Genomic DNA, 19501 nt, shown 5'->3' with positions numbered 1-19501 from the left:
GTCCACTCAGCCGCTGTTACTATTCAGTAACGACTTGTATTTATGAGAGATAATGTGAGTTTGCCAACCCTTATCAAGACATGGTCTCCATTGCTGGCAACTGCGGTCATTCTGGTTGCCTTGCAGATGATTGTGCTGATGTATCCACCGATGGGCCAGTTGCTCGAATGGTCTCGAGTCGAGATAGCTCAGGGGCAGTGGTGGCGGCTACTGACCGGCCACTGGGTTCATCTCGGCCCGACCCATCTGTTACTCAACCTCGCAGGCCTTTTTCTTTTGTCTGTTCTTTTTGATCGCCCGGCCACGACTGCCTGGTGGGCTGGCTACCTGTTAACGGCACCGGTGGCGATCTCTTTCGCTCTGGAATGGGCCATTCCGGCATTGGACTGGTACCGGGGATTCTCTGGCTGTCTGCATGGTTTGTTTGTACTGCTGGCTATGGCCAACCTGTCCCAGTCTCCTCGATGGAATACGCTTTTACTGGTTGGCCTGGGCATCAAGCTGGTGGCAGAAGCTTTTTATCCGACAGGCACCGCGGACCTCATCGGCGCGGCGGTCATCTATCAAGCTCATTGGCTGGGCGCATTAACTGGCGTGATGGCCGGTTGTGTGTTTCTGATCAGTCGCAAATCAGGCATCAGGGAAACGCCAGGGCCACCATCACCGGGATAAACCCTAGCGCGAACAGCGTGCTCAAAAGCGCTGTGCCTGCGGCCTGTTTTGGCGCTGTATCCAGCAGTGTGGCAATCACCACGGTGTTCGCGGCGATGGGTGTAATCGAGATAAGGAAGATGGCCTGATGAACGGCGGTGTCGTAGATGCCGAATACATGGGCGTCCAACCACCAGAGAAGCATCGCCACGACAGGCCAGGAAACGAACTTTCCGAAAAACGCCAGGCTCGTGAATCGGAGATTCCCGGCCAGCCCCCGCACGCTCATGATACCCATGCCAATAATCATCATGCCCAGGATGCTGTACGCACCCCGCAAATTGTCGAAAAGCGGCACAAACACATCGGGAATAGTAGCGCCGCCGAGGTTGAGCACCACACCCAGCAAGAACGCGTAAACCGACGGCAAGCGGGCAACCCGCGCGAGCGCATCCGCAATACTGTAGCGCCCGCGCGCTGCAAGGTAGAAACCCACCGAATTTTCAAACAGTGTGGTTCCCAACATGCACACAATGTACAACGCCAGCCCTTCCTGACCGAAGAGCAGGAGAGCCACCGGAATTCCAAAATAGCCGGTATTTCCCGTACCGACGGCCAATGGCATCAGGTTGGCACTGTCGTCTTTTACCGTCCGTTTCGCCAGAGCCAGATGGGCAAGCCCTAGTAGACTACAGAGTGTGAAAGTAAGGACCGGCAGCAGAATCACTGCCGGAGAAAGCGGGGCTGCCATCACGCCTGAGAAAATCACCGAGGGCGTGATGATATAGAGCATGATGCCGGCGATGTGCCGACCGCTCGCCTGCAGGTAGCGCCCCGCAATCCAGCCCAGCAGCACCGTTACATAAAGAGGGATAAGCTTGTAAAACAGTGCCAGGGCTGCAGCCATTCATGCTCCGGTTCGGGCTTAGCCGTGCAGTTTTACCGCCAGCTCGGCCACATGTTTGCCCTGATAGCGGGCAATGTTCAGTTCCTTTTCGTTCGGCTGGCGAGACCCATCACCACCAGCAATGGTGGATGCGCCGTAGGGTGTGCCGCCACTGACCTCCGAGATGTCAAAGAAATCAGGAATGCCATAACCCAGCGGCACGATGACCATGCCGTGATGTGCCAGGGTTGTCCAGAACGAGCTAATGGTGTGTTCCTGACCGCCACCGGTGCCAGTTGAGGTAAACACACTGGCTACTTTGCCATGGAGTTTGCCTTCCGCCCACAGACCACCGGTCTGATCCAAAAAGGTTCGCATCTGGCCGGCCATGTTACCAAAGCGCGTCGGTGTGCCAAAAATAACCGCGTCATACTCGGCAAGCTCTTTTGGCTCGGCCAACGGTGCCTTTTGATCGGCCTTGCCGCCGGCGTTAAGAAAAGCCTGGTCCGCCATGGTTTCCGGAACCCGCTTGACGGTCACATCGGCACCCTCAACTTGCTTGGCTCCCTCAGCCACGGTTTCTGCCATCGTTTCCATGTGACCATACATTGAATAGTAAAGAACCAGTACCTTTGCCATGCTTCGTGTCCTCCTTATCTTTTCGAAGATGATCAGAGCCTAGGTTCTTTCCATAAATGGGAAAACCGGAAGATTTCCGCCAGCATGTTCAAATTTTCTGAACACCTGCTCACGATGCTCACAAAACCGTCATGTTTTGCTTATTGCGTACACGTGTACGCTGAAGTATGGTGACGCCATGACAAATACAGATCGCTTTCCCTCGTCAAATTCTGCGGACACCGCCCCGTCGATACACCATCGCATTGAGGAATGGCTTAACAGTGCTACCCACGGCATTGGCGCTCTGCTGAGCGTCATAGGAACAATTGCGCTGGTCCTGGCGGCAGACCAACTTGGGGATGTGTGGAAGATTGTCAGTTTCAGTATATTCGGCGGGTCGCTGATTCTGCTCTACATGGCCTCCGCGCTCTACCACGGCGCCAGACACCCGAAGTTGAAAACGGCATTCAAGACACTGGACCACTGCGCCATTTTTCTACTTATTGCCGGTACCTACACCCCGTTCCTTCTCGTGAATATGCGAGGAAGCACCGGCTGGACATTGTTGGCTATCATCTGGTCCCTGGCCATCACCGGGGTGGTTCTAAAAGTAATCTTCAAAAACCGCTTCAAACTGGCCCGCGTGGGCATTTATGTTGCCATGGGCTGGTTAATCACGTTCGCGTCATCGGACCTGGTGGCCAATCTCAGTGAGCAGGCGCTCTATCTCACCATTGCAGGCGGGGTCGTCTACACAGCCGGTGTGGCCTTCTATCTGGCAGATCGCATCCCTTACATGCACGCTATCTGGCATCTGTTCGTGATTGGCGGCAGCGCCCTTCATTTCAGCGCTATCTATTATGGCGTGCTGCCATACGTTGCCTGAACCGGCGGTTTTCATTGGCCTACCCAAGCGCCTCTGGCCTCTATAGAATTCGGGGCTTTCAAGCGATCAAGGGCGCTCAGTCACCATGTCACCTGCCATAAAGGACAACTCCAGCCTCGACAAGCTCCGCAGAATTGAGTCCAGCCGCCTTTTCCAGGGTGTGGTGATCAGCATCATTATCCTGTCGGCGCTGACTATCGGCGCAAAGACCTACGAATTGCCACCGCTTGCCGAGCAAGCCCTGAGCCTTATGGATTGGGGCATCACCGTTTTTTTTCTGATTGAAATACTGTTTCGCTTTGCCGCCTGCCCCACCAAAAAGCGATTTTTCATGGACGGCTGGAACGTGTTTGACACCCTGGTGGTCATCGGCAGCCTGATCCCGCTGGACAACTCGGATGCTGTCTTATTGGGACGTCTCTTGAGGGTTTTTCGGGTTTTGCGGCTGGTGTCGGTAGTACCGGAGTTGCGCTTTTTGATCAACTCCCTGCTCAAAGCCATACCGCGCATGGGCTACATCGCGTTGCTGATGTTCATCATCTTCTACATCTATGCCGCGATGGGAGCGCTTTTCTTTGCCAGCGTGGATGAAGAACTGTGGGGCGATGTAGCAATTGCCATGCTGACGCTATTTCGAGTGGCCACCTTTGAAGACTGGACCGACGTCATGTACGCCACCATGGAACCGTTCCCGCTGAGCTGGATCTACTTCCTGACATTCATCTTCCTGACGGCCTTCGTATTTCTGAACATGATGATTGGCGCCATTCTGGAAGTAATGAGTGAGGAGCAGAATGCTGCCCAGGCCAAGCAGGCCCATGACGAGAGGGATGAAATCACGCGCCAACTGGCAGCCGTTCAAGAGCAGCTACGGGACCTGACAAAGCAGATCTCGGAGCAGTCCAGTCGGCGCTGAGTGCAAGGTAATGCCGATTAAAACGGTTTGGCTACCGCCAGATGCAGAATCGCCAACACCTGAACCAACGCAAGAATCGCAGCAATAACGCGTACCTGCTTGCTTCGGGTGTCTTTAAGGGCGATGGCGCCGGCGACGATGTAGCCCACCAACAGAAATACCTTGGCCGTTAACCAGCCATGGACAAAGGGCATCCAGTTGGTGACAAACAGCAAACCGATCGCCGCGACCAGAAGAATGGTATTGTTGGCGTGGGGAATCCAGCGCAGCGGCGTGGTTCGCCAGTTTGGCTTGCCCGCCATGTCCAGCACCAGACACAATGCGAAAAGGGCTACCGTCAGGTACGCGGTTGCCATGTGAATACTTTTTAAAATCAGATAACTACTCATCGTTCTACCTGCCGATTTGGAATACAGACGGCATTGTACGCAAAATTGGTGGCTTCGCGACCAGAAAAGCCGGATACGTCGCAAGACTGCAACCAATGGTCAATAGCCTTATCACCAATAACCGCTACAGTAGTTCAATAACCTCGTAACAGGGAACAAAGCATTATGACTCCCGATCACTTTACCAAGGCCGACCTGCAGGCCTGCGGCCAGGGCACACTGTTCCCCGGCAAAATGCGCCTGCCAATCGATGAAATGCTGATGATGGACCGGGTCACTCACTTTTCAGTGGACGACGGCGCCTACGGCAAGGGCAGCATAGTGGCAGAACTGGATATCAACCCGGATCTGTGGTTTTTCAAAGTCCACTTCAAGGACGACCCGGTGATGCCTGGCTGTCTGGGTCTAGACGCCATGTGGCAGCTGGTGGGCTTTTTCCTGGCCGCTACCGGCGGCGAGGGCAAGGGCCGGGCCCTTGGTTGTGGCGAGGTAAAGTTTTCCGGACAAGTGCTACCAACCAATAAACTGGTAAGGTATCACCTGGATATCAAGCGGGTGATTCGCCGCAAGCTGACCATGGCCATTGCCGATGCCCGCATGGAAGTGGACGGTCGGGAGATCTACAAAGCGTCGGACTTGAAAGTGGGCATGTTTACTTCGACTGATGATTTTTAGGAGCGATGAAAATGCGTCGTGTTGTCGTCACTGGCATGGGCATTGTGTCCAGCCTGGGAACTAACCAGAAAGATGTGACTCAGTCACTGAAAGAATCGAAATCCGGTATAGGTCTGAGCGAGGAAGCCCGTGACAATGGCCTGCGCAGCCACATCTGCGGCCAGATTAACCTGGACTTGCCAAGCCTGATTGATCGCAAACTGATGCGCTTCATGTGCCCGGCTTCTGCCTACTGCTATCTGGCAATGCAGGAGGCCATTGAGCAGTCCGGCCTGACCGACCAGCACATCAAGGCGAACTCCACCGGCGTTATTACCGGCGCAGGCGGGGCCTCCACGGTTGAACTGATGGATGCCATTGACACTCACCGCGAGCGTGGCATTCGCCGTGTCGGGCCGTACCGTGTGCCGAGAACCATGGGCAGTTCTATCAACGCATCTCTGTCCACAGCCTTTGGCATCACCGGCGTGAACTACGGCATTACCTCTGCCTGCGCCACCAGTGCCCACTCCATCGGCCATGCGGCGGATCTGATCGCATTAGGCCGTCAGGATGTGATGTTTGCTGGCGGCGGCGAGGACATTCACTGGACTCTGAGCCTGATGTTTGACGGCATGGGCGCGCTGTCCACCAAATATAACGACACGCCGGAGCTGGCGTCGCGCACCTACGACGCTGACCGCGACGGTTTCGTTATTTCAGGCGGTGGCGGCATTGTTGTTCTGGAAGCTCTGGAGCACGCGGAAGCCCGTGGCGCTGAGATCCTTGCGGAGCTGGTCGGCTTTGGCGCAACCTCTGATGGCGCCGACATGGTAGCGCCAAGCGGTGAAGGCGCTGTGCGCTGCATGCAGCAGGCCATGAAGGGCCTGGACGAAGACATCAGCTACATCAATACGCACGGAACCAGCACGCCTGCGGGCGACGTCACGGAGCTCAAAGCGCTGAAACAGACCTTTGGCGACAAGATTCCACCGCTGAGTTCTTCGAAACCCCTGTGCGGTCACGCTCTTGGTGCGGCCGGTGTTCATGAGGCGATCTACAGCATCATCATGCAGCGGGAGAACTTTATTGCGCCGTCGGCCAACATTCAGAACCTGGATGAAGGTGCCGAGGGCTATCCGATCGTTCGTGAACGCCAGGACAACGTGAACCTGCCGCTGGTGATGAGCAACAGCTTCGGGTTTGGCGGTACCAACGGAACCCTGATTTTCCGCAAGACCTGACCTCCCACTGTACCGCTCGGCGGCTGCCAGCCAGCCGCCGATACGATATACTGTGTTCCAGAAAGATTTAATACCTGACTAATTTACTCAGTTATTGTATAATCTCCCACCAAAAGAAGCGGAATAAGCGTACCGAAGTATGGAACGCTGACTAAATCCGTCATCCAAATACCGATTGCCGGACGTATCTTCCGGGCGGCTACGGAAATACCAAGGGCGATAAGCCCACGATGAGAGAATACGGAGCGACGATCATGGCGACCACCGACAAAGAGGTGAACGAGCTGATCAAACGGGAATACGAACACGGTTTCGTCACAGAAATCGAAGCCGATACGTTTGAACCCGGACTGAACGAAGACGTTATCACCCGCCTTTCAGCTATCAAGAAAGAGCCGGAGTGGATGCTGGAGTGGCGTTTGAACGCCTACCGTCGCTGGCTGCAAATGGAAGAGCCAGACTGGGCTCATGTTGGCTATCCCAAGATCAATTACAACGAGATCTCCTACTACTCTGCGCCCAAGCGCAAAGAGGATATGCCTCAAAGCCTCGACGAAGTGGATCCAGAGCTTCTCCGGACCTATGAAAAGCTCGGTATTCCGCTTCATGAACGCGAGAAGCTCGCTGGCGTCGCCGTTGACGCGGTATTTGATTCGGTGTCTGTGGCTACCACTTTCAAGGAACCTCTGGCAAAAGCGGGCGTGATCTTCTGCTCGATCTCCGAAGCGATTCAGGACTATCCGGAACTGGTCAAAAAGTATCTGGGCTCTGTGGTTCCTGCGGGGGACAACTTCTTTGCTGGCCTGAATTCAGCCGTGTTTTCCGATGGCACGTTTGTGTACATCCCCAAGGGCGTTCGCTGCCCGATGGAGCTGTCGACCTATTTCCGCATCAATGCGGCCAACACCGGCCAGTTTGAGCGCACGCTGATCATTGCCGAAGACAGCAGCTATGTGAGCTACCTGGAAGGCTGTACTGCCCCAATGCGGGACGAGAACCAGCTTCACGCCGCCGTGGTGGAGTTGGTGGCGCTGGACGATGCGCAGATCAAATACTCTACCGTGCAAAACTGGTACCCAGGCGACGAGAACGGCAAAGGCGGCATCTTTAACTTCGTGACCAAACGCGGAGCGGCGATCGGCAAAAACTCCAAGATTTCCTGGACTCAGGTGGAAACCGGTTCAGCGGTTACCTGGAAGTACCCGAGCTGTGTGCTGCGTGGTGACAACAGCGTTGGCGAGTTTTACTCAGTAGCGCTCACCAACAATTATCAGCAGGCCGACACAGGCACGAAAATGATTCATCTGGGCAAAAACACGTCCAGCACCATCATTTCCAAGGGCATTTCCGCCGGCAAGAGCTCCAACGCCTATCGAGGACTGGTGAAGTTCGGTCCCGGCGCGGAAGGTGCTCGCAACTTTACCCAATGCGACTCACTGCTGATCGGTGATCGCAGCGCGGCGCATACGTTCCCTTACATCGAAAGCAAGAACAAATCGGCCATCGTCGAGCACGAAGCCACCACCTCCAAGGTCAGCGACGAGCAGATGTTCCTTTGCCGTCAGCGTGGTATCGACCCGGAGCAGGCAGTGTCGATGATCGTAAACGGCTTCTGTAAGGAAGTGTTCAAGGAGCTGCCTATGGAATTCGCTGTCGAGGCAGGCAAGCTGCTTGAAGTGAGTCTGGAAGGCTCGGTCGGTTAAACGCAGAATTCAGTTAAAAGATTCAGACGAGAGAGAAGCAATTACATGCTGAGCATCAAGAACCTGCACGCATCCGTTGAGGGCGAAGAGATCCTCAAGGGCATCAACCTGGAGATCAAGGCCGGAGAAGTCCATGCAATCATGGGCCCCAATGGCTCTGGCAAGAGTACGCTTTCACAGGTGCTTGCAGGGAGCGAGACCTTCGAAGTGACCGAAGGTGAAATTACGCTCAACGGTGAAAACCTGCTCGACCTGGAAACCGAAGAGCGCGCCCGCGAAGGCGTCTTTCTGGCCTTCCAATACCCGGTAGAGATTCCGGGGGTCAGCAACCTTCAGTTCTTGCGGACCGCGGTAAATGCCATGCGCACCCATCGTGGTGAGCCTGAAATGAACGCGGCCGAGTTTATGAAGCATGCCAAGGAAGTCTCCAAGCAGGTCGACCTGGATCCAGCATTTCTCAAGCGTGGTGTGAACGAAGGCTTCTCCGGCGGTGAGAAGAAGCGCAATGAAATCCTGCAGGCACTGCTGCTTCAGCCCAAGCTGGCCATTCTGGATGAAACAGACTCCGGCCTGGATATTGACGCTCTACATGTTGTATCTGATGGCGTAAACGCTCTGCGTGCCAAGGATCGTGCGATCCTGATGGTGACTCACTACCAGCGCCTGCTGAACCACATCGTGCCCGACTACGTTCACGTTCTTGCCGGCGGCAAAATCGTCAAGTCCGGCGGTCGCGAACTGGCTCATGAACTGGAAGAGCGCGGCTACGGCTGGCTTGGCGTGAAAGATGAAGAAGCCAGTGCCAGTTCAGCCGCCAGCTCTTCAACTCAATAGGGGAGGTCGCGAATGAAGTCAGCACCAACGCTTTCCAGCGCGTTCCTCGAGCCCGCCGGTGATTTTCTGCCCGCGCCGTTGCTTGAATTACGCAAACAACGTGGCACGGCACTTGTGGATATGCCACTGCCGACCCGCAAGACCGAAAACTGGAAATACTCCAGCCGTCATCTGAAGCTCTCTGATGAGCTGGCAGCGACTTTGCCCTCGACCGGTAAAGACGGTACGAGCCTGTCCATGCCGGGTTATCGGGTGGTCTTCCGCAACGGCGTTATGGTGCCGGAGGCCAGCGACTACCCGGACCTGAAAGGCGTGAGTATCCAGCGGTTCGCAGATCTGAGCGATGGCGAAGCCAGCGGTCTGGCTGAACGGATGGATAACACACTGGACAGCCACGCTGTACAGATGGCCCGGCTGAATTCAGCCCGCTTTGAAGACGGTTTGTACATCCAGCTCGATAAAGAAGCTGTGCTGGACCAGCCCCTGTTCATCGTTCACGAAGTGACTGCTTCGTCATCAGGCTCCGCCTACCCACGGATTTACGTGGATGCAGCCCGCCACAGCCAGATGACGCTTGTGGAAGAGTACATATCCAGCGGCAGCGAGCCGGTGATGGTCAACACGGTTGCGGAATTCTCGCTGGCTGAAGGTGCACAGATCACCAGCGTGCGCCTGACACTTGAAGGCGAGAATGTTCAGCACATCGGCGCTACCGGTGTACGCCAGGCCGAGTCTTCGCGCTTTGAGAGCCACACTGTTGGCTTCGGAGGTCCACTGCGGCGCCACGATCTGCAGGTCCGGCTGGAAGGCCAGGGAGCCGAGTGCAAGCTGAATGGTGTGGTGGTTACCCAGGGCAAGCAGCATTACGACAATCATACGTCGATTGACCACGTAGCCGCCCACTGCAACAGCGAGGAAACCTACCGCAACATCGCGGCAGATCAGTCCCATGCGATTTTCAACGGGCGCATCCATATCCACCAGGATGCCCAGAAGTCCAACGCCAACATGAACAACAAGAACCTGTTGTTGTCTACGGGTGCTGAAATCGACACAAAACCTGAGCTGGAGATCTACGCGGACGATGTTCAGTGTGCCCACGGTGCAACCATTGGCCAGTTGGATAAAACCTCACTGTTCTATCTGATTTCCCGAGGCATCGGCCGTCGTGAAGCCAACACACTGTTGACCATGGCCTTCATCAACGAACTGGTCGAGCAGATTCCGGTAGAGGCAGTTCGAGAGGCGGCTCAACTTCGCTTGAATGACTTCTTTGATCAGACGTTTGAGGAGGTCTGAACGATAATGAACGATCTCGCCATGGCAAAACCAACTCACAAAGCGGGCTTTGACGTTACCGCCGCGCGCCGGGATTTCCCCATCCTTGGGCAGCAGATCAATGACAAGCCTCTGGTGTATCTGGACAACGGTGCGTCGGCCCAGAAACCGATTGCCGTGCTTGACGCCATGGATCGTTACTATCGTCAGATGCACTCCAACGTGCATCGGGGCGCCCATACACTCGGCGATCGGGCGACCAGCGCCTTTGAAGGCGCCAGGGAAACCGTGCGCGCCTTCGTCAATGCCGGCAGCACCGAAGAAATCATCTGGACTCGCGGGACCACTGAGGCTATCAACCTGGTTGCAAACGGGTTGGCAGGCAGACTCAAGCCCGGTGACGAGATACTGGTCAGCCAGATGGAACATCACGCTAACATCGTGCCCTGGCAGATGATTGCCGAACGTACCGGGGCCAAGGTTGTTCCCGTTCAGATCACGCCTGAAGGCGAACTGGATCTGGACTCGTTCAACAGTCTTCTTGGCGACAAAACCAAAATTCTGGCCCTGACTCACGTCTCTAACGTGCTGGGCACCATCAATCCGGTCGCTGCCCTAATTGAACAAGTCAAAGCCCGAGGCGTGTTCACGCTGATTGATGGCGCCCAGGCGGTTCCCCACTTTCAGCCGGACGTTCAGGCGCTTGGCTGTGATTTCTACGCGTTCTCATCCCACAAGCTGTTTGGGCCGACGGGTATTGGCGTTCTATACGGTAGAAAACAGTTGCTGGAGGAAATGCCCCCTTATCAGGGCGGTGGCGAGATGATTGAACGGGTGTCGTTTGAGCGCACCACATGGAACGTGCTGCCCTACAAGTTCGAGGCTGGCACACCGGCCGTTGCCGAGGCCGTTGGCCTGGGTGCCGCCATTGAGTATCTGAACGGTTTTGACCGTGCGGCGATGGAAGCGGCTGAAAATCGCTTGCTGGAGCGCGCCAACGAACTGGTCGAGACCGTGCCTGGCATGGAGATCATTGGCACTGCGAAGCAGAAAGTTCCGGTGATGTCCTTTAAAATCGAAGGTCTGCACCCCAGTGATATTGGCACGCTGCTGGACCAACAGGGCATTGCGATTCGTACTGGCCACCACTGCGCCATGCCGCTGATGGATTTTTACGGGGTTCCCGGTACAGCCAGGGCATCCTTTGCGTTTTACAATACAGTCGAAGAGGTCGAACAACTCTTCACCGCGCTGCAAAAGGTTCAGCGCCTGTTTGCCTGATGGAGGTGGAAACATGACAGCCGAAGTCTATACACCAACCGTAGCCGTCACCATGACGCCAAGCGCGGTGAAACACGTGCGCAAACAACTGGATAAGAAGCCAGAGGCGAAAGGTATTCGTCTGGCCATCAAAAAGAGTGGCTGCTCCGGTTTCAAATATGAAACCCAGTGGGTTGAAGACGTGGCTGCTGATGACAAGGTATTCCACATTGATGGCGTGGACCTTTTCGTCAAAGAAGAACATCTGCCACTGGTGAATGGCATCGAGATCGATTTCGTCACTGAAGGCGTTAACTCGCTGTTTCAGTTCCGAAACCCCAACGCGACAGCAGAATGCGGTTGTGGCGAGAGCTTCACAGTCGCCTGATCAAGAACGGATAACGAGGCCCAGTAAGGCATGCAAGAACGGGAAGTGGTTCTGACAAAACGGGAAGTTGAGGCGCGCCTGGTGCCCGCAGGAACCGAAATCATGATTCCGGCGGATACCTTCGTGACCATCACCCAGTCGCTCGGTGGGACCTTTACCGTCGCAGTGAACGGCAACCTCGCCCGGATCGAAGGCCACCACGCCGATGCCCTTGGTAAAAAGCCGCTGGAGAGCAGCTTCGAAACCCCCGAAGACGGCACGGTGAACGAAAATCAGGTCTGGGAGGCCATGCGCAACTGCTACGATCCGGAGATTCCGGTGAACGTGGTGGATCTGGGCCTGATCTACGAGTGCGACATTCAGAATGGCACTGAGGATGGCAATCACGTTTACGTCAAAATGACCCTGACTGCCGCAGGCTGCGGTATGGGCCCGGTAATCACCGAGGATGTGAAAACCAAACTCGAGCACGTTCCCAACGTAGACAAGGTAACCGTCGACCTGACGTTTGATCCGCCGTGGAGCAACGACATGCTCACCGACGAAGCCAAGCTTGAACTGGGAATGTTGTAATGACTGCATCTGCACAGGATTTTGAGAACAACCCGCTGGGCAAAGACACCACGCTGGAAGACGTTCTGGACGGCTTCGAGTTTCTCGACGATTGGGAAGAGCGCTACGCGTTCATTATAGATCTGGGCAAGCAGCTCCCTGAATTTCCGGACGACGAACGCCGGGAAGAGAACTACGTCCACGGCTGTCAAAGCCAGGTCTGGCTGATTCACCATCACGACGAAGCGACCGGCAAGCTGTATCTTCTCATCGATTCAGACGCGATTATCGTTCGCGGACTTGCAGCCATTATCCTGGTAGCACTGAACGGCAAGACACCACGCGACCTGCTGGCCACGGACATTGATGAACTGTTCGAAAAGCTGGATCTCTTCCGCCATATCTCACCGACCCGTGGAAACGGGCTGCGAGCCATGGTCGGAAAAATACGGGACATTGCGGCGGAAGCAGCCTGAACGGTTGCTTCCAGTCCGCTGCCTTAACGTTAGTAGATAACCGCGTAATCCCCTTCCCTAATGTTAATTGGCCCACCTTCTGTCGGCATCCAGGCGCGGCTGGTATCCAGGCTCAATTGATGTATATGCAGATCCACGCCGGTATCCCAGAGCTTGGGCGGCGCATCAGGCCGTTGCAGCGAAGATTCCGCACGAACGACCCGCATTTTGTCACCCGGCAGCAACCCTGAGCGGGTGCCGACATCCAGCAGAAGGTCCTTACCGCTGACTTCAAGAATCGGCACCAGCATCGCCTGACAGTCGATAGAGGCCATCACATCTCGGCTGATCTCATTCATTACATCATTCACCGCTTCGCCGTAACCGGTCTGCTGAAATCCCGGCGAACCAAAGCTCACCTGACCCGTGCGAGGCACGTCCCAGCGGCCCGCAGCGGTATAGCGATTCTCGGAAACCACCTGGCCGGTATAGCCATCGTGCAACACCACATCCACCACGAACTGCCGCACCGTATCAGCGCTGAACAAAGACCGCTTGATGGAGGATGCGTAAGACGAATCCCACGAGTCTGACCGGTTCACATCGACGCTACGAATGATACCGGACACCACAAACTGCGCCCCCATCTGCCGACTGACGGCCGAGTATTTATCGACTCGATTGCCCCAGCCTGAGCGGCTTGCTCCCGACTCCAGACTGGCAAACATTTGCCTGCCGGGTGCTGCAAACGGCAACACTTCGCCCGTGTTTAGCAGGTTCTGATACAAGGCGTCGTTCACCGCCTGACTAACAGTTCCAAGCCCGCCAAACACCGCCTGATTCGGATGCTGCAGGTTAAAGCCTGCGACCACGATCTTTTTGCGGATTCTGGACGCCTGCTGGTTCTGACATTGCTGATTTACCTCAAACGGTGTGCTGCTGCGCTCCTTGCGGATAATTGCTGCCAGGCGATCCAGCTCGGCCTGACGGCCACCTACGTCTTTGCTGATGATGAGATTGGGCGTGTACGCGACTGAGTCCCTTGCCGCCGTTTGCGCTGTTTCCAGTGACTGTGACGATCCCGAACCGGGCCTCGCTGAATCATCGAAAGCGATGGTTTGGCCACTGTCACCCCCGCTCATGTTCAATGCCACAGCATCTGCCCCCTCCTCTGAATCGGCCCCCGGCGCAAAACTCTTGCGCGCATAGAAATCGGCGGCCGAATCGGATTTGTCACTGAAATCGGTACTTTTGCCAAGAATGTACCCTGCGATCGTGCCGGCAAGAGGCGAAAATGGATGGGCATACGCGGCACTCGCCAGAATACCACCGACGACAGCACCAACGCGGCTTCGATCAGATAGAAAGCCCTCTGTATGCCTTTTAATGAATGATTCCTCCGCTAAAGGGGAGCGTGAGAAAAATGACAAGGCAATGAGTACAACTATGTGAAGCAACTTGTATTTAACTTTCGGGCTCATTGTCAGTAACCTTGGTTTGCGCACGTTGGGTAGATATCGAAACCGAGTGGGCGAAAAACGTCTATTTCATGTATCCATGAAATTTCCATGCCAGACTTAAAATACACGCGGAATATCTCCACTATGCCCAAATCCATGAGAGCGCTGATACCCGATAACGTGTCGGTCACACCAAGCTCGGCGTGTTTCGTCGCTCTAATGGCCATAGCCCTTTTATCTGCTCTCTTCTACGGCAAAGTGAATGCGGAATACCTGGGACTTGCGGGCCTGAGTCTCACTGGTGCCTTTGTGATTGCGGTACTTACAGGACGAACGAGGGGTTTCCACAAAAGCACGACTCCCCTGATCGTGATGTTTGTTTTTTGGGGATGGATTGGCATCGCAACGATCTACAGTCCAGCGACTTTTGTCAGCCTGGGGACCTTCTGGTCAGTGGCATTTTTGCCCTGCGCCGCGTTTGCAACAATGCTGATGCTGCATGACAGCAGAACCGAAACGGCACTGAAATTCTCGCTGTTTCTGATCATCACAGCCTTTGTTATCTACGCCTGCATCATGTTTTTCGTGTTCGACATGACGCCAAGGGCAACGTTCGCCAACAAGAACAATTTTGCTGCTCTGCAAATGCCCATGGCATTTTTCGCGGCAACCGCGTCAATCACCGCTACCAGAACTGCCTATAAAGTTATCTTTCTGGCTCTCACCGGATTATTCGTTTTCAGCGTAGGAATCAACGGAAGCAGAGCTGTCATTCTTTGCCTTGCCATCGGTTTCGCCGCGATATTCGCTTTTCTCTTCATAAACAAATGGTCGAAAAGGTGGCTGGCAACGCTGGCCACAACAATATTTCTGTCCTTGGTCTTGGCAAACTTCACTGGTCCGTCCGCCATTAAAGAGACATCCGAGGTCTTCATTTCGCCTTCCTCGTCTGATAGTGGAAGGTTCGTCATCTGGGAGGGATCCCTCGAGCTTGCAAAAGACACGCCCTGGCACGGAACGGGCCCGGGGCTGTTTTTCCTGAATTATTCAAAGTACCGGCTGGACGAGGATAAAAGTGCAGCTTTTTACGCACACAATGACTACCTTCAATTCTTCATTGAAGCCGGCTGGCCGGCACCTTTTATTCTCCTGGCCAGCCTGGCGCTACTGGCAGTATTCAGTGCACAAAAAATATTTCACACTGACGGCTCACGCATCCAGAGAGCCGACCTGCTGACTGCGCTGATGGGCCTGGGCGCTATCGCCGGGCACAGCCTTTTGAGCTTTAATTTCTTTTTGCCATCCCTGCTTCTGATGATGGGCGTATTGTTTGGTTTGGTGATTCATCGGCTAGAGGCACTGGATGGCCAACAAAATAATGCCAAATTGCAAAGACGACTCTCACTGCCAACGCGTATTGTCTTGCTAGTTCTAGCAAGCAGCCCTGCACTGTTTTACTTCGACATCGGGCGAAGCGGTCTTTATCAAAAACAGGCCGAAGCTTATCGCGCGGAAGACCAACTGACTGCGGCAATGGAAAGCATGGACGAAGCGTCCTCCGCTTCTCCAGGGGCCGACTATTACCACTATTCGGTGGCCGGCCTGTGGTTTCTCAAAGCCCGACAGTCCGAGGCTCCACCCAATTCAGCAGAGTTGGAAGAGGCGCTTGAAAGGCTTGAGACAGCCGAAGACCTGAATCCATTAAGGCCCCATCCGAACATGTTTCGTGCAAGGATACTTGAGACGTTCAAGCTTCCGCAGCTCGAAGCCGGCAGCAGCGAGCACGATCGTTTGGCAGCGTTAATCGAATCCGAATATATGAAGTCAATGGAAAAAAATCCGTTCTATCTCGACGCGAGGTTTTACCTGGCACGTTTTCTTTTAAAGCAAAACCGCATCGAGGAAGGGCTAAAAACATTAGAGAAAGGCATGGGCAAGCCGTATCTCTATAGCCCTCTTACCGTAAACTATTATCGACTGACAGCAGAAATCAGACGCATTTCTGGCGACCAGGCAGGTTACGAAAGCTTGATGGAGCAATTAACCACTGCCGTCGAGAAAATTCGCCGAAAAAGACGGAAATAAACGTCAGCTACAAATACCCGTTTACTCTGTCAGCTCTCTGACCAGACAGTCTCCAAGGTCTTCGGACTTGATCCGGTCGCAAAGCGCTCTCGCCCTTTCTTCGGGTAAACCTACTCCGGTCAGAAGCCTGACCAGACTCCCGACGTCCTGATAACGCGGCTCCTGACCATCAGGGAAAATCCCTTCATCTTGCAACGCTTCCCAGCGTCGGGTGGCGTTTTCACGGAGGCTGAATGCGCCCAGTTGGACATACCAGTTACCACTGGGTGGTGGAGTCACCTCGACCGTCTCTTCAACGGTTTGAACAGGCTCTGTCAACGGCTCTTCCACGATGACCGGCTCGGGTTCTGGCTGAACGATCTCGGAGGGTGTCACCTCTGCAGGTGTGGCACCATCGGCGGGCGGCGCAAAGCTCGGCCTCGGTTCATCATCCGCGTTGTCTGACAACCCTGTCGCCAGATTCTGAATATTTTCATCGCGCCAGGTCTGCAGGACGAAATCGAGGTTTCGGATAACACCGCCGGAGGAGGTTACTTGCACGCTGTCGGGCTGACGGCTGACAGTGCTGGAAACTGACGACCCCAACCTGACCCGATATTCACCGGGAAGCACGGACGAGAACAGGTAGAACCCGTCAAAGGCAGCGCGTTGTCTCGACACCACATTTCCATCCTCGTCAACCAACTCGACAGGGGCGCGAGACCCGGGGATGCGCTCGGCATTGCGAGCTGGCTCAACGTAGACATGCCCCTCAAGCTCTGAGGTCCTGACCATCGGGAAGTCAACAACACTCCAGCTACCACGCCTCGGCTTGACCGATACTCCGGGAGCAGAGGACTGAAGTTCAAAATCATCCAGGGTAGCGGGATCGATCGCAATGTCCGTGCGCCTGGTTGGTGACATGCGAGTCAGGTAGGCATTTCCCTGTGCATTGGTGTTTTCTCTTCGCCAGGATTGCAATGCTTCTACGCTGACATCATTCAATGGAATATCGCCCGCGTTCCACACACCGTTGCCGTTGTCATCGATGAACACGCGGCTCTTCACCGCTCCGAATCCGGTCTGAGAGAGGCCGGAAATCTGGGGATCGAAGCCGCCGGGCGGATTCGTCAAACTCGTGGACAGACTCAATAAGCCTATCCAGTTATCTTCGCTGTCATAGATGACCTGCGGGCTAACGGTAAGGTAATCCAGCGTCCAGTTGAACCCGGTTCGGTATCTTGTTAGATCCGCATCCAGACTGCGCCGGACTTCCAGATTAAACGACATGTCCCTCGCCACCCTCAAAAAGGCAGAACCGAAGAGACTGCTAAGCTCAGTTTCTGGAGAAATTCGATAGCTTGCTCCTGTTCTCAGGCTCCATGGACGAACTCGAGTTGAAAAACTCGATCCGCCCTGCACCGCCTCCCTAACCTCGCCGCCGACTGTCTGATCTTCGTTTCTGGTATAACTCAGTGAGGTGGAAAAACGCGACGTGCCAAAGGCGGTGAACGATGTAGCTGCATCGGCGCTTGAATTTTTCGAGAGCAAACGTTCTTGATGCCGTGCAGATAGTCCATAATTTAGTGAGTAGATCTTAGAAGAAAGAGAAGCGCTTGCCTGCCACAAGTTGCGATCCAAAGTTGCCGAATTAATCTCACTGTCCCTTTTAAAAAATTCGGTGTAGGACACCTGGGACGTGGTCTGCTCGCCCAGGCGAGCTCTCAGCTTGAGGCTTGCTGAGTCCTGCCCCAGAGCAGACCAGCTGTATCCCAGGTTAGTTTGTACACGAGCAAAGTTAGCCGTCAGCCCTGCGGTATAATCTTCATATCGCTCATCGTTCCGCTCAAAGCTTGTCACGCCCAGGTTGAGTGAAGTGCCACTGAAAAGACCGGCATTGATATTTGCCGCATAACGCCCGGCACCCTCGTCCTTCCCCGTGTTTAAATCATCAATTCCAAGAACAGTTCGATCATCCTGGACAGCCGAAAACCGATAATTAACCTCACCGAAATCTAGATCCTCTCTGCCCGCATAATAAATTTCTGTCTCGGTTCTCTGTTCGCCAAAAGGACCATAAAACACAAACTCAAAAATGTTCTCTCCGAACTCCAGGGGCACATCCAGAAATTCGTATTGTGCATCATTCCCTACAATCTGGGAGTCAATCAGCAACCCATTCCGATAGAGCTCAACCTCCCAATCAGCAGGAATATCTCCACGCAAATCAACCAGATCATTGGCAAAAAGACCATCACCAACCCCTTCTCGTGAATCACCCCCTCGTACAAGGACACCTCGAGCCCCGCCTCCCTGAACATCCCCTAACTCAATGGAATTTACGCCCAGAGGCCAGTCCAAATCGTCCCGTTCAAGCTTAAACCGTCCGCTGGAAAGCTCATCATCATCACTGCCGGCAAGAGCAAGCGTTGAGGTCATCCAAAGCAAGTCACCTACAACAAGGGTTGAATAATTCCCGCTCAGGCTGGTCGACGAGTCATTGTCACTTCTGGATGACGAAGTGTTTAGCCTCAGATCTGCCGTGTAAGGCCCAACCAATCGATAGGGATTCATCTGAAGGGGGAATTGTGCCTCTTGCCGGCCTAAGCTACCCCCCCCTGATCTCCTGTCCATGCGCGATAACCTCTCCTGCAATGGAATTCGCTCTTCAGGAAAAACATTCAACGACAAACGTCGTATATCAGGAGTAAAATCGAGCGGGAACCATTCGCTCAAAGCGTCGAGCGTGACAAAAATATCATTTCCGAATACAACCGCATCTGACTCATTGACGGTAAAAGACCGGCCAGCAATCACAACCTCATTGCTGTTAAAATCCAGAGAGAAATCTCTTTCTTCTTTAATAAACCAGCCGCCGGCAAGCCCCTGCTCTGCATCAACATTGATGGGGAATCTAATGGCGTCCATTAATTCAGAAAGAGCCAGAAAAACCTGATCATTTCGTTGGTAAGCTAGAATGGTGTAACCGACAGGCTGGCCTTCTACCCTTACATCCAGTAGAAGCTCATTCTCAAGTGACAGAGGCGCATCACCACCGGAAAGATCGTCCAATCCTTGAGCGGTTGATTGAGGAAAGCCCAGCAGAGCTTGCAGAAGACAGACCACGACAACAGCGAACATCGAGATCTGAAAGTCGCTTGCACTACTTTTTTCCCTCATATTTTATGGGCCCTTTGCCTGCTGTGACAGAAATTCGTCAGTTACAGCATGACAAGCAATTTACAGGCCAGACTAACCTG

At 54.4% G+C, this 19501-nt stretch carries 18 protein-coding genes; 13 read left to right on the top strand and 5 right to left on the bottom strand.

The genetic code is table 11. The features are described 5' to 3' along the window. Positions 1-54: 54 nt before the first annotated feature. The gene (rrtA, locus tag QLQ17_RS04515) at positions 55-672 is read left to right on the top strand and encodes a rhombosortase (RefSeq protein WP_283208344.1); all 618 of its coding nucleotides are present in this window, start codon (positions 55-57) and stop codon (positions 670-672) included. On the opposite strand, the gene QLQ17_RS04510 is transcribed toward rrtA, so the two are convergent. Beyond that, the gene (locus tag QLQ17_RS04510; RefSeq protein WP_283208343.1) at positions 638-1558 is read right to left on the bottom strand and encodes an AEC family transporter; all 921 of its coding nucleotides are present in this window, start codon (positions 1556-1558) and stop codon (positions 638-640) included. The two genes, rrtA and QLQ17_RS04510, sit on opposite strands and share 35 nt — an antisense overlap. Positions 1559-1576: 18 nt before the next feature. Next, positions 1577-2176, bottom strand: coding sequence for an NAD(P)H:quinone oxidoreductase (gene wrbA, locus QLQ17_RS04505; protein WP_283208342.1), 600 nt, complete (start codon positions 2174-2176; stop codon positions 1577-1579). 178 nt (positions 2177-2354) lie between these two features. On the opposite strand from wrbA, the gene trhA reads away from it, so the two are divergent. Both trhA and QLQ17_RS04495 read left to right on the top strand, forming a co-directional pair. Then, positions 2355-3044, top strand: a complete 690-nt coding sequence (trhA, locus tag QLQ17_RS04500; protein ID WP_283208341.1) for a PAQR family membrane homeostasis protein TrhA — start codon at positions 2355-2357, stop codon at positions 3042-3044. An 85-nt stretch (positions 3045-3129) separates the two neighbouring features. Next, positions 3130-3960 (top strand): ion transporter, encoded by an 831-nt coding sequence (locus QLQ17_RS04495; protein WP_283208340.1) that lies wholly within the window; start codon positions 3130-3132, stop codon positions 3958-3960. A gap of 17 nt (positions 3961-3977) precedes the next feature. Here QLQ17_RS04495 and QLQ17_RS04490 read toward each other — a convergent pair whose 3' ends face one another. Beyond that, positions 3978-4349 (bottom strand): SirB2 family protein, encoded by a 372-nt coding sequence (locus QLQ17_RS04490; protein WP_283208339.1) that lies wholly within the window; start codon positions 4347-4349, stop codon positions 3978-3980. A 165-nt stretch (positions 4350-4514) separates the two neighbouring features. Here QLQ17_RS04490 and fabA point away from each other — a divergent pair, with 165 nt between their 5' ends. The 9 genes from fabA to QLQ17_RS04445 all read left to right on the top strand — a co-directional run bounded on the left by fabA (position 4515) and on the right by QLQ17_RS04445 (position 12738). Further along, on the top strand, positions 4515-5024 hold the full coding sequence (gene fabA / locus QLQ17_RS04485; RefSeq protein WP_283208338.1) for a bifunctional 3-hydroxydecanoyl-ACP dehydratase/trans-2-decenoyl-ACP isomerase: 510 nt from the start codon (positions 4515-4517) through the stop codon (positions 5022-5024). 11 nt (positions 5025-5035) lie between these two features. Beyond that, entirely contained in the window at positions 5036-6247 is a 1212-nt protein-coding gene (fabB, locus tag QLQ17_RS04480; RefSeq protein WP_283208337.1) for a beta-ketoacyl-ACP synthase I, read from the top strand. Positions 6248-6501: 254 nt separating this feature from the next. Then, positions 6502-7950: a Fe-S cluster assembly protein SufB gene (gene sufB / locus QLQ17_RS04475; protein WP_283208336.1), complete on the top strand. Its 1449-nt coding sequence runs from the start codon at positions 6502-6504 to the stop codon at positions 7948-7950. A 45-nt stretch (positions 7951-7995) separates the two neighbouring features. Further along, positions 7996-8784: a Fe-S cluster assembly ATPase SufC gene (gene sufC / locus QLQ17_RS04470; protein ID WP_283208335.1), complete on the top strand. Its 789-nt coding sequence runs from the start codon at positions 7996-7998 to the stop codon at positions 8782-8784. A gap of 12 nt (positions 8785-8796) precedes the next feature. Further along, positions 8797-10083, top strand: coding sequence for a Fe-S cluster assembly protein SufD (sufD, locus tag QLQ17_RS04465; protein WP_283208334.1), 1287 nt, complete (start codon positions 8797-8799; stop codon positions 10081-10083). Positions 10084-10089: 6 nt separating this feature from the next. After that, entirely contained in the window at positions 10090-11343 is a 1254-nt protein-coding gene (locus QLQ17_RS04460) for an aminotransferase class V-fold PLP-dependent enzyme (protein WP_283208333.1), read from the top strand. A gap of 13 nt (positions 11344-11356) precedes the next feature. Then, complete coding sequence (locus QLQ17_RS04455) at positions 11357-11710, top strand: HesB/IscA family protein (RefSeq protein ID WP_283208332.1); 354 nt, start codon at positions 11357-11359, stop codon at positions 11708-11710. A gap of 30 nt (positions 11711-11740) precedes the next feature. Next, positions 11741-12283 carry a putative Fe-S cluster assembly protein SufT gene (sufT, locus tag QLQ17_RS04450; protein ID WP_283208331.1) on the top strand — a complete coding sequence of 181 codons (543 nt, stop codon included), beginning with the start codon at positions 11741-11743 and terminating at the stop codon, positions 12281-12283. Next, positions 12283-12738, top strand: a complete 456-nt coding sequence (locus QLQ17_RS04445; RefSeq protein ID WP_283208330.1) for a SufE family protein — start codon at positions 12283-12285, stop codon at positions 12736-12738. The genes sufT and QLQ17_RS04445 overlap by 1 nt, the downstream gene beginning before the upstream one ends. A gap of 29 nt (positions 12739-12767) precedes the next feature. Here QLQ17_RS04445 and QLQ17_RS04440 read toward each other — a convergent pair whose 3' ends face one another. After that, positions 12768-14198 carry a flagella assembly protein FlgT middle domain-containing protein gene (locus tag QLQ17_RS04440; RefSeq protein WP_283208329.1) on the bottom strand — a complete coding sequence of 477 codons (1431 nt, stop codon included), beginning with the start codon at positions 14196-14198 and terminating at the stop codon, positions 12768-12770. Between the two features lie 123 nt (positions 14199-14321). Between QLQ17_RS04440 and QLQ17_RS04435 the strand changes: the two genes are divergently transcribed. Next, on the top strand, positions 14322-16262 hold the full coding sequence (locus QLQ17_RS04435) for an O-antigen ligase family protein (protein ID WP_283208328.1): 1941 nt from the start codon (positions 14322-14324) through the stop codon (positions 16260-16262). Between the two features lie 21 nt (positions 16263-16283). On the opposite strand, the gene QLQ17_RS04430 is transcribed toward QLQ17_RS04435, so the two are convergent. Further along, the gene (locus QLQ17_RS04430; RefSeq protein ID WP_283208327.1) at positions 16284-19421 is read right to left on the bottom strand and encodes an SPOR domain-containing protein; all 3138 of its coding nucleotides are present in this window, start codon (positions 19419-19421) and stop codon (positions 16284-16286) included. Positions 19422-19501 lie beyond the last annotated feature (80 nt).

It is taken from the genome of Marinobacter sp. CHS3-4 (genome assembly GCF_030053415.1).
Taxonomy (GTDB): domain Bacteria; phylum Pseudomonadota; class Gammaproteobacteria; order Pseudomonadales; family Oleiphilaceae; genus Marinobacter.
The sequence above is the reverse complement of the archived record's forward strand: the minus strand, read 5'-3'. Positions and strand labels throughout refer to the sequence as shown.

Excerpts from the sequence above, each read along its gene's own strand:
- QLQ17_RS04455 (WP_283208332.1), top strand. The coding sequence starts at position 11,357 with ATGACAGCCGAAGTCTATACACCAACCGTAGCCGTCACCATGACGCCA.
- fabA (WP_283208338.1), top strand. The coding sequence starts at position 4,515 with ATGACTCCCGATCACTTTACCAAGGCCGACCTGCAGGCCTGCGGCCAG.
- QLQ17_RS04490 (WP_283208339.1), bottom strand. The coding sequence starts at position 4,349 with ATGAGTAGTTATCTGATTTTAAAAAGTATTCACATGGCAACCGCGTAC.
- sufB (WP_283208336.1), top strand. The coding sequence starts at position 6,502 with ATGGCGACCACCGACAAAGAGGTGAACGAGCTGATCAAACGGGAATAC.
- fabB (WP_283208337.1), top strand. The coding sequence starts at position 5,036 with ATGCGTCGTGTTGTCGTCACTGGCATGGGCATTGTGTCCAGCCTGGGA.
- QLQ17_RS04430 (WP_283208327.1), bottom strand. The coding sequence starts at position 19,421 with ATGAGGGAAAAAAGTAGTGCAAGCGACTTTCAGATCTCGATGTTCGCT.
- QLQ17_RS04510 (WP_283208343.1), bottom strand. The coding sequence starts at position 1,558 with ATGGCTGCAGCCCTGGCACTGTTTTACAAGCTTATCCCTCTTTATGTA.
- trhA (WP_283208341.1), top strand. The coding sequence starts at position 2,355 with ATGACAAATACAGATCGCTTTCCCTCGTCAAATTCTGCGGACACCGCC.
- QLQ17_RS04460 (WP_283208333.1), top strand. The coding sequence starts at position 10,090 with ATGAACGATCTCGCCATGGCAAAACCAACTCACAAAGCGGGCTTTGAC.
- sufC (WP_283208335.1), top strand. The coding sequence starts at position 7,996 with ATGCTGAGCATCAAGAACCTGCACGCATCCGTTGAGGGCGAAGAGATC.
- QLQ17_RS04495 (WP_283208340.1), top strand. The coding sequence starts at position 3,130 with ATGTCACCTGCCATAAAGGACAACTCCAGCCTCGACAAGCTCCGCAGA.
- QLQ17_RS04440 (WP_283208329.1), bottom strand. The coding sequence starts at position 14,198 with ATGAGCCCGAAAGTTAAATACAAGTTGCTTCACATAGTTGTACTCATT.
- wrbA (WP_283208342.1), bottom strand. The coding sequence starts at position 2,176 with ATGGCAAAGGTACTGGTTCTTTACTATTCAATGTATGGTCACATGGAA.
- sufD (WP_283208334.1), top strand. The coding sequence starts at position 8,797 with ATGAAGTCAGCACCAACGCTTTCCAGCGCGTTCCTCGAGCCCGCCGGT.
- sufT (WP_283208331.1), top strand. The coding sequence starts at position 11,741 with ATGCAAGAACGGGAAGTGGTTCTGACAAAACGGGAAGTTGAGGCGCGC.
- QLQ17_RS04435 (WP_283208328.1), top strand. The coding sequence starts at position 14,322 with ATGCCCAAATCCATGAGAGCGCTGATACCCGATAACGTGTCGGTCACA.
- QLQ17_RS04445 (WP_283208330.1), top strand. The coding sequence starts at position 12,283 with ATGACTGCATCTGCACAGGATTTTGAGAACAACCCGCTGGGCAAAGAC.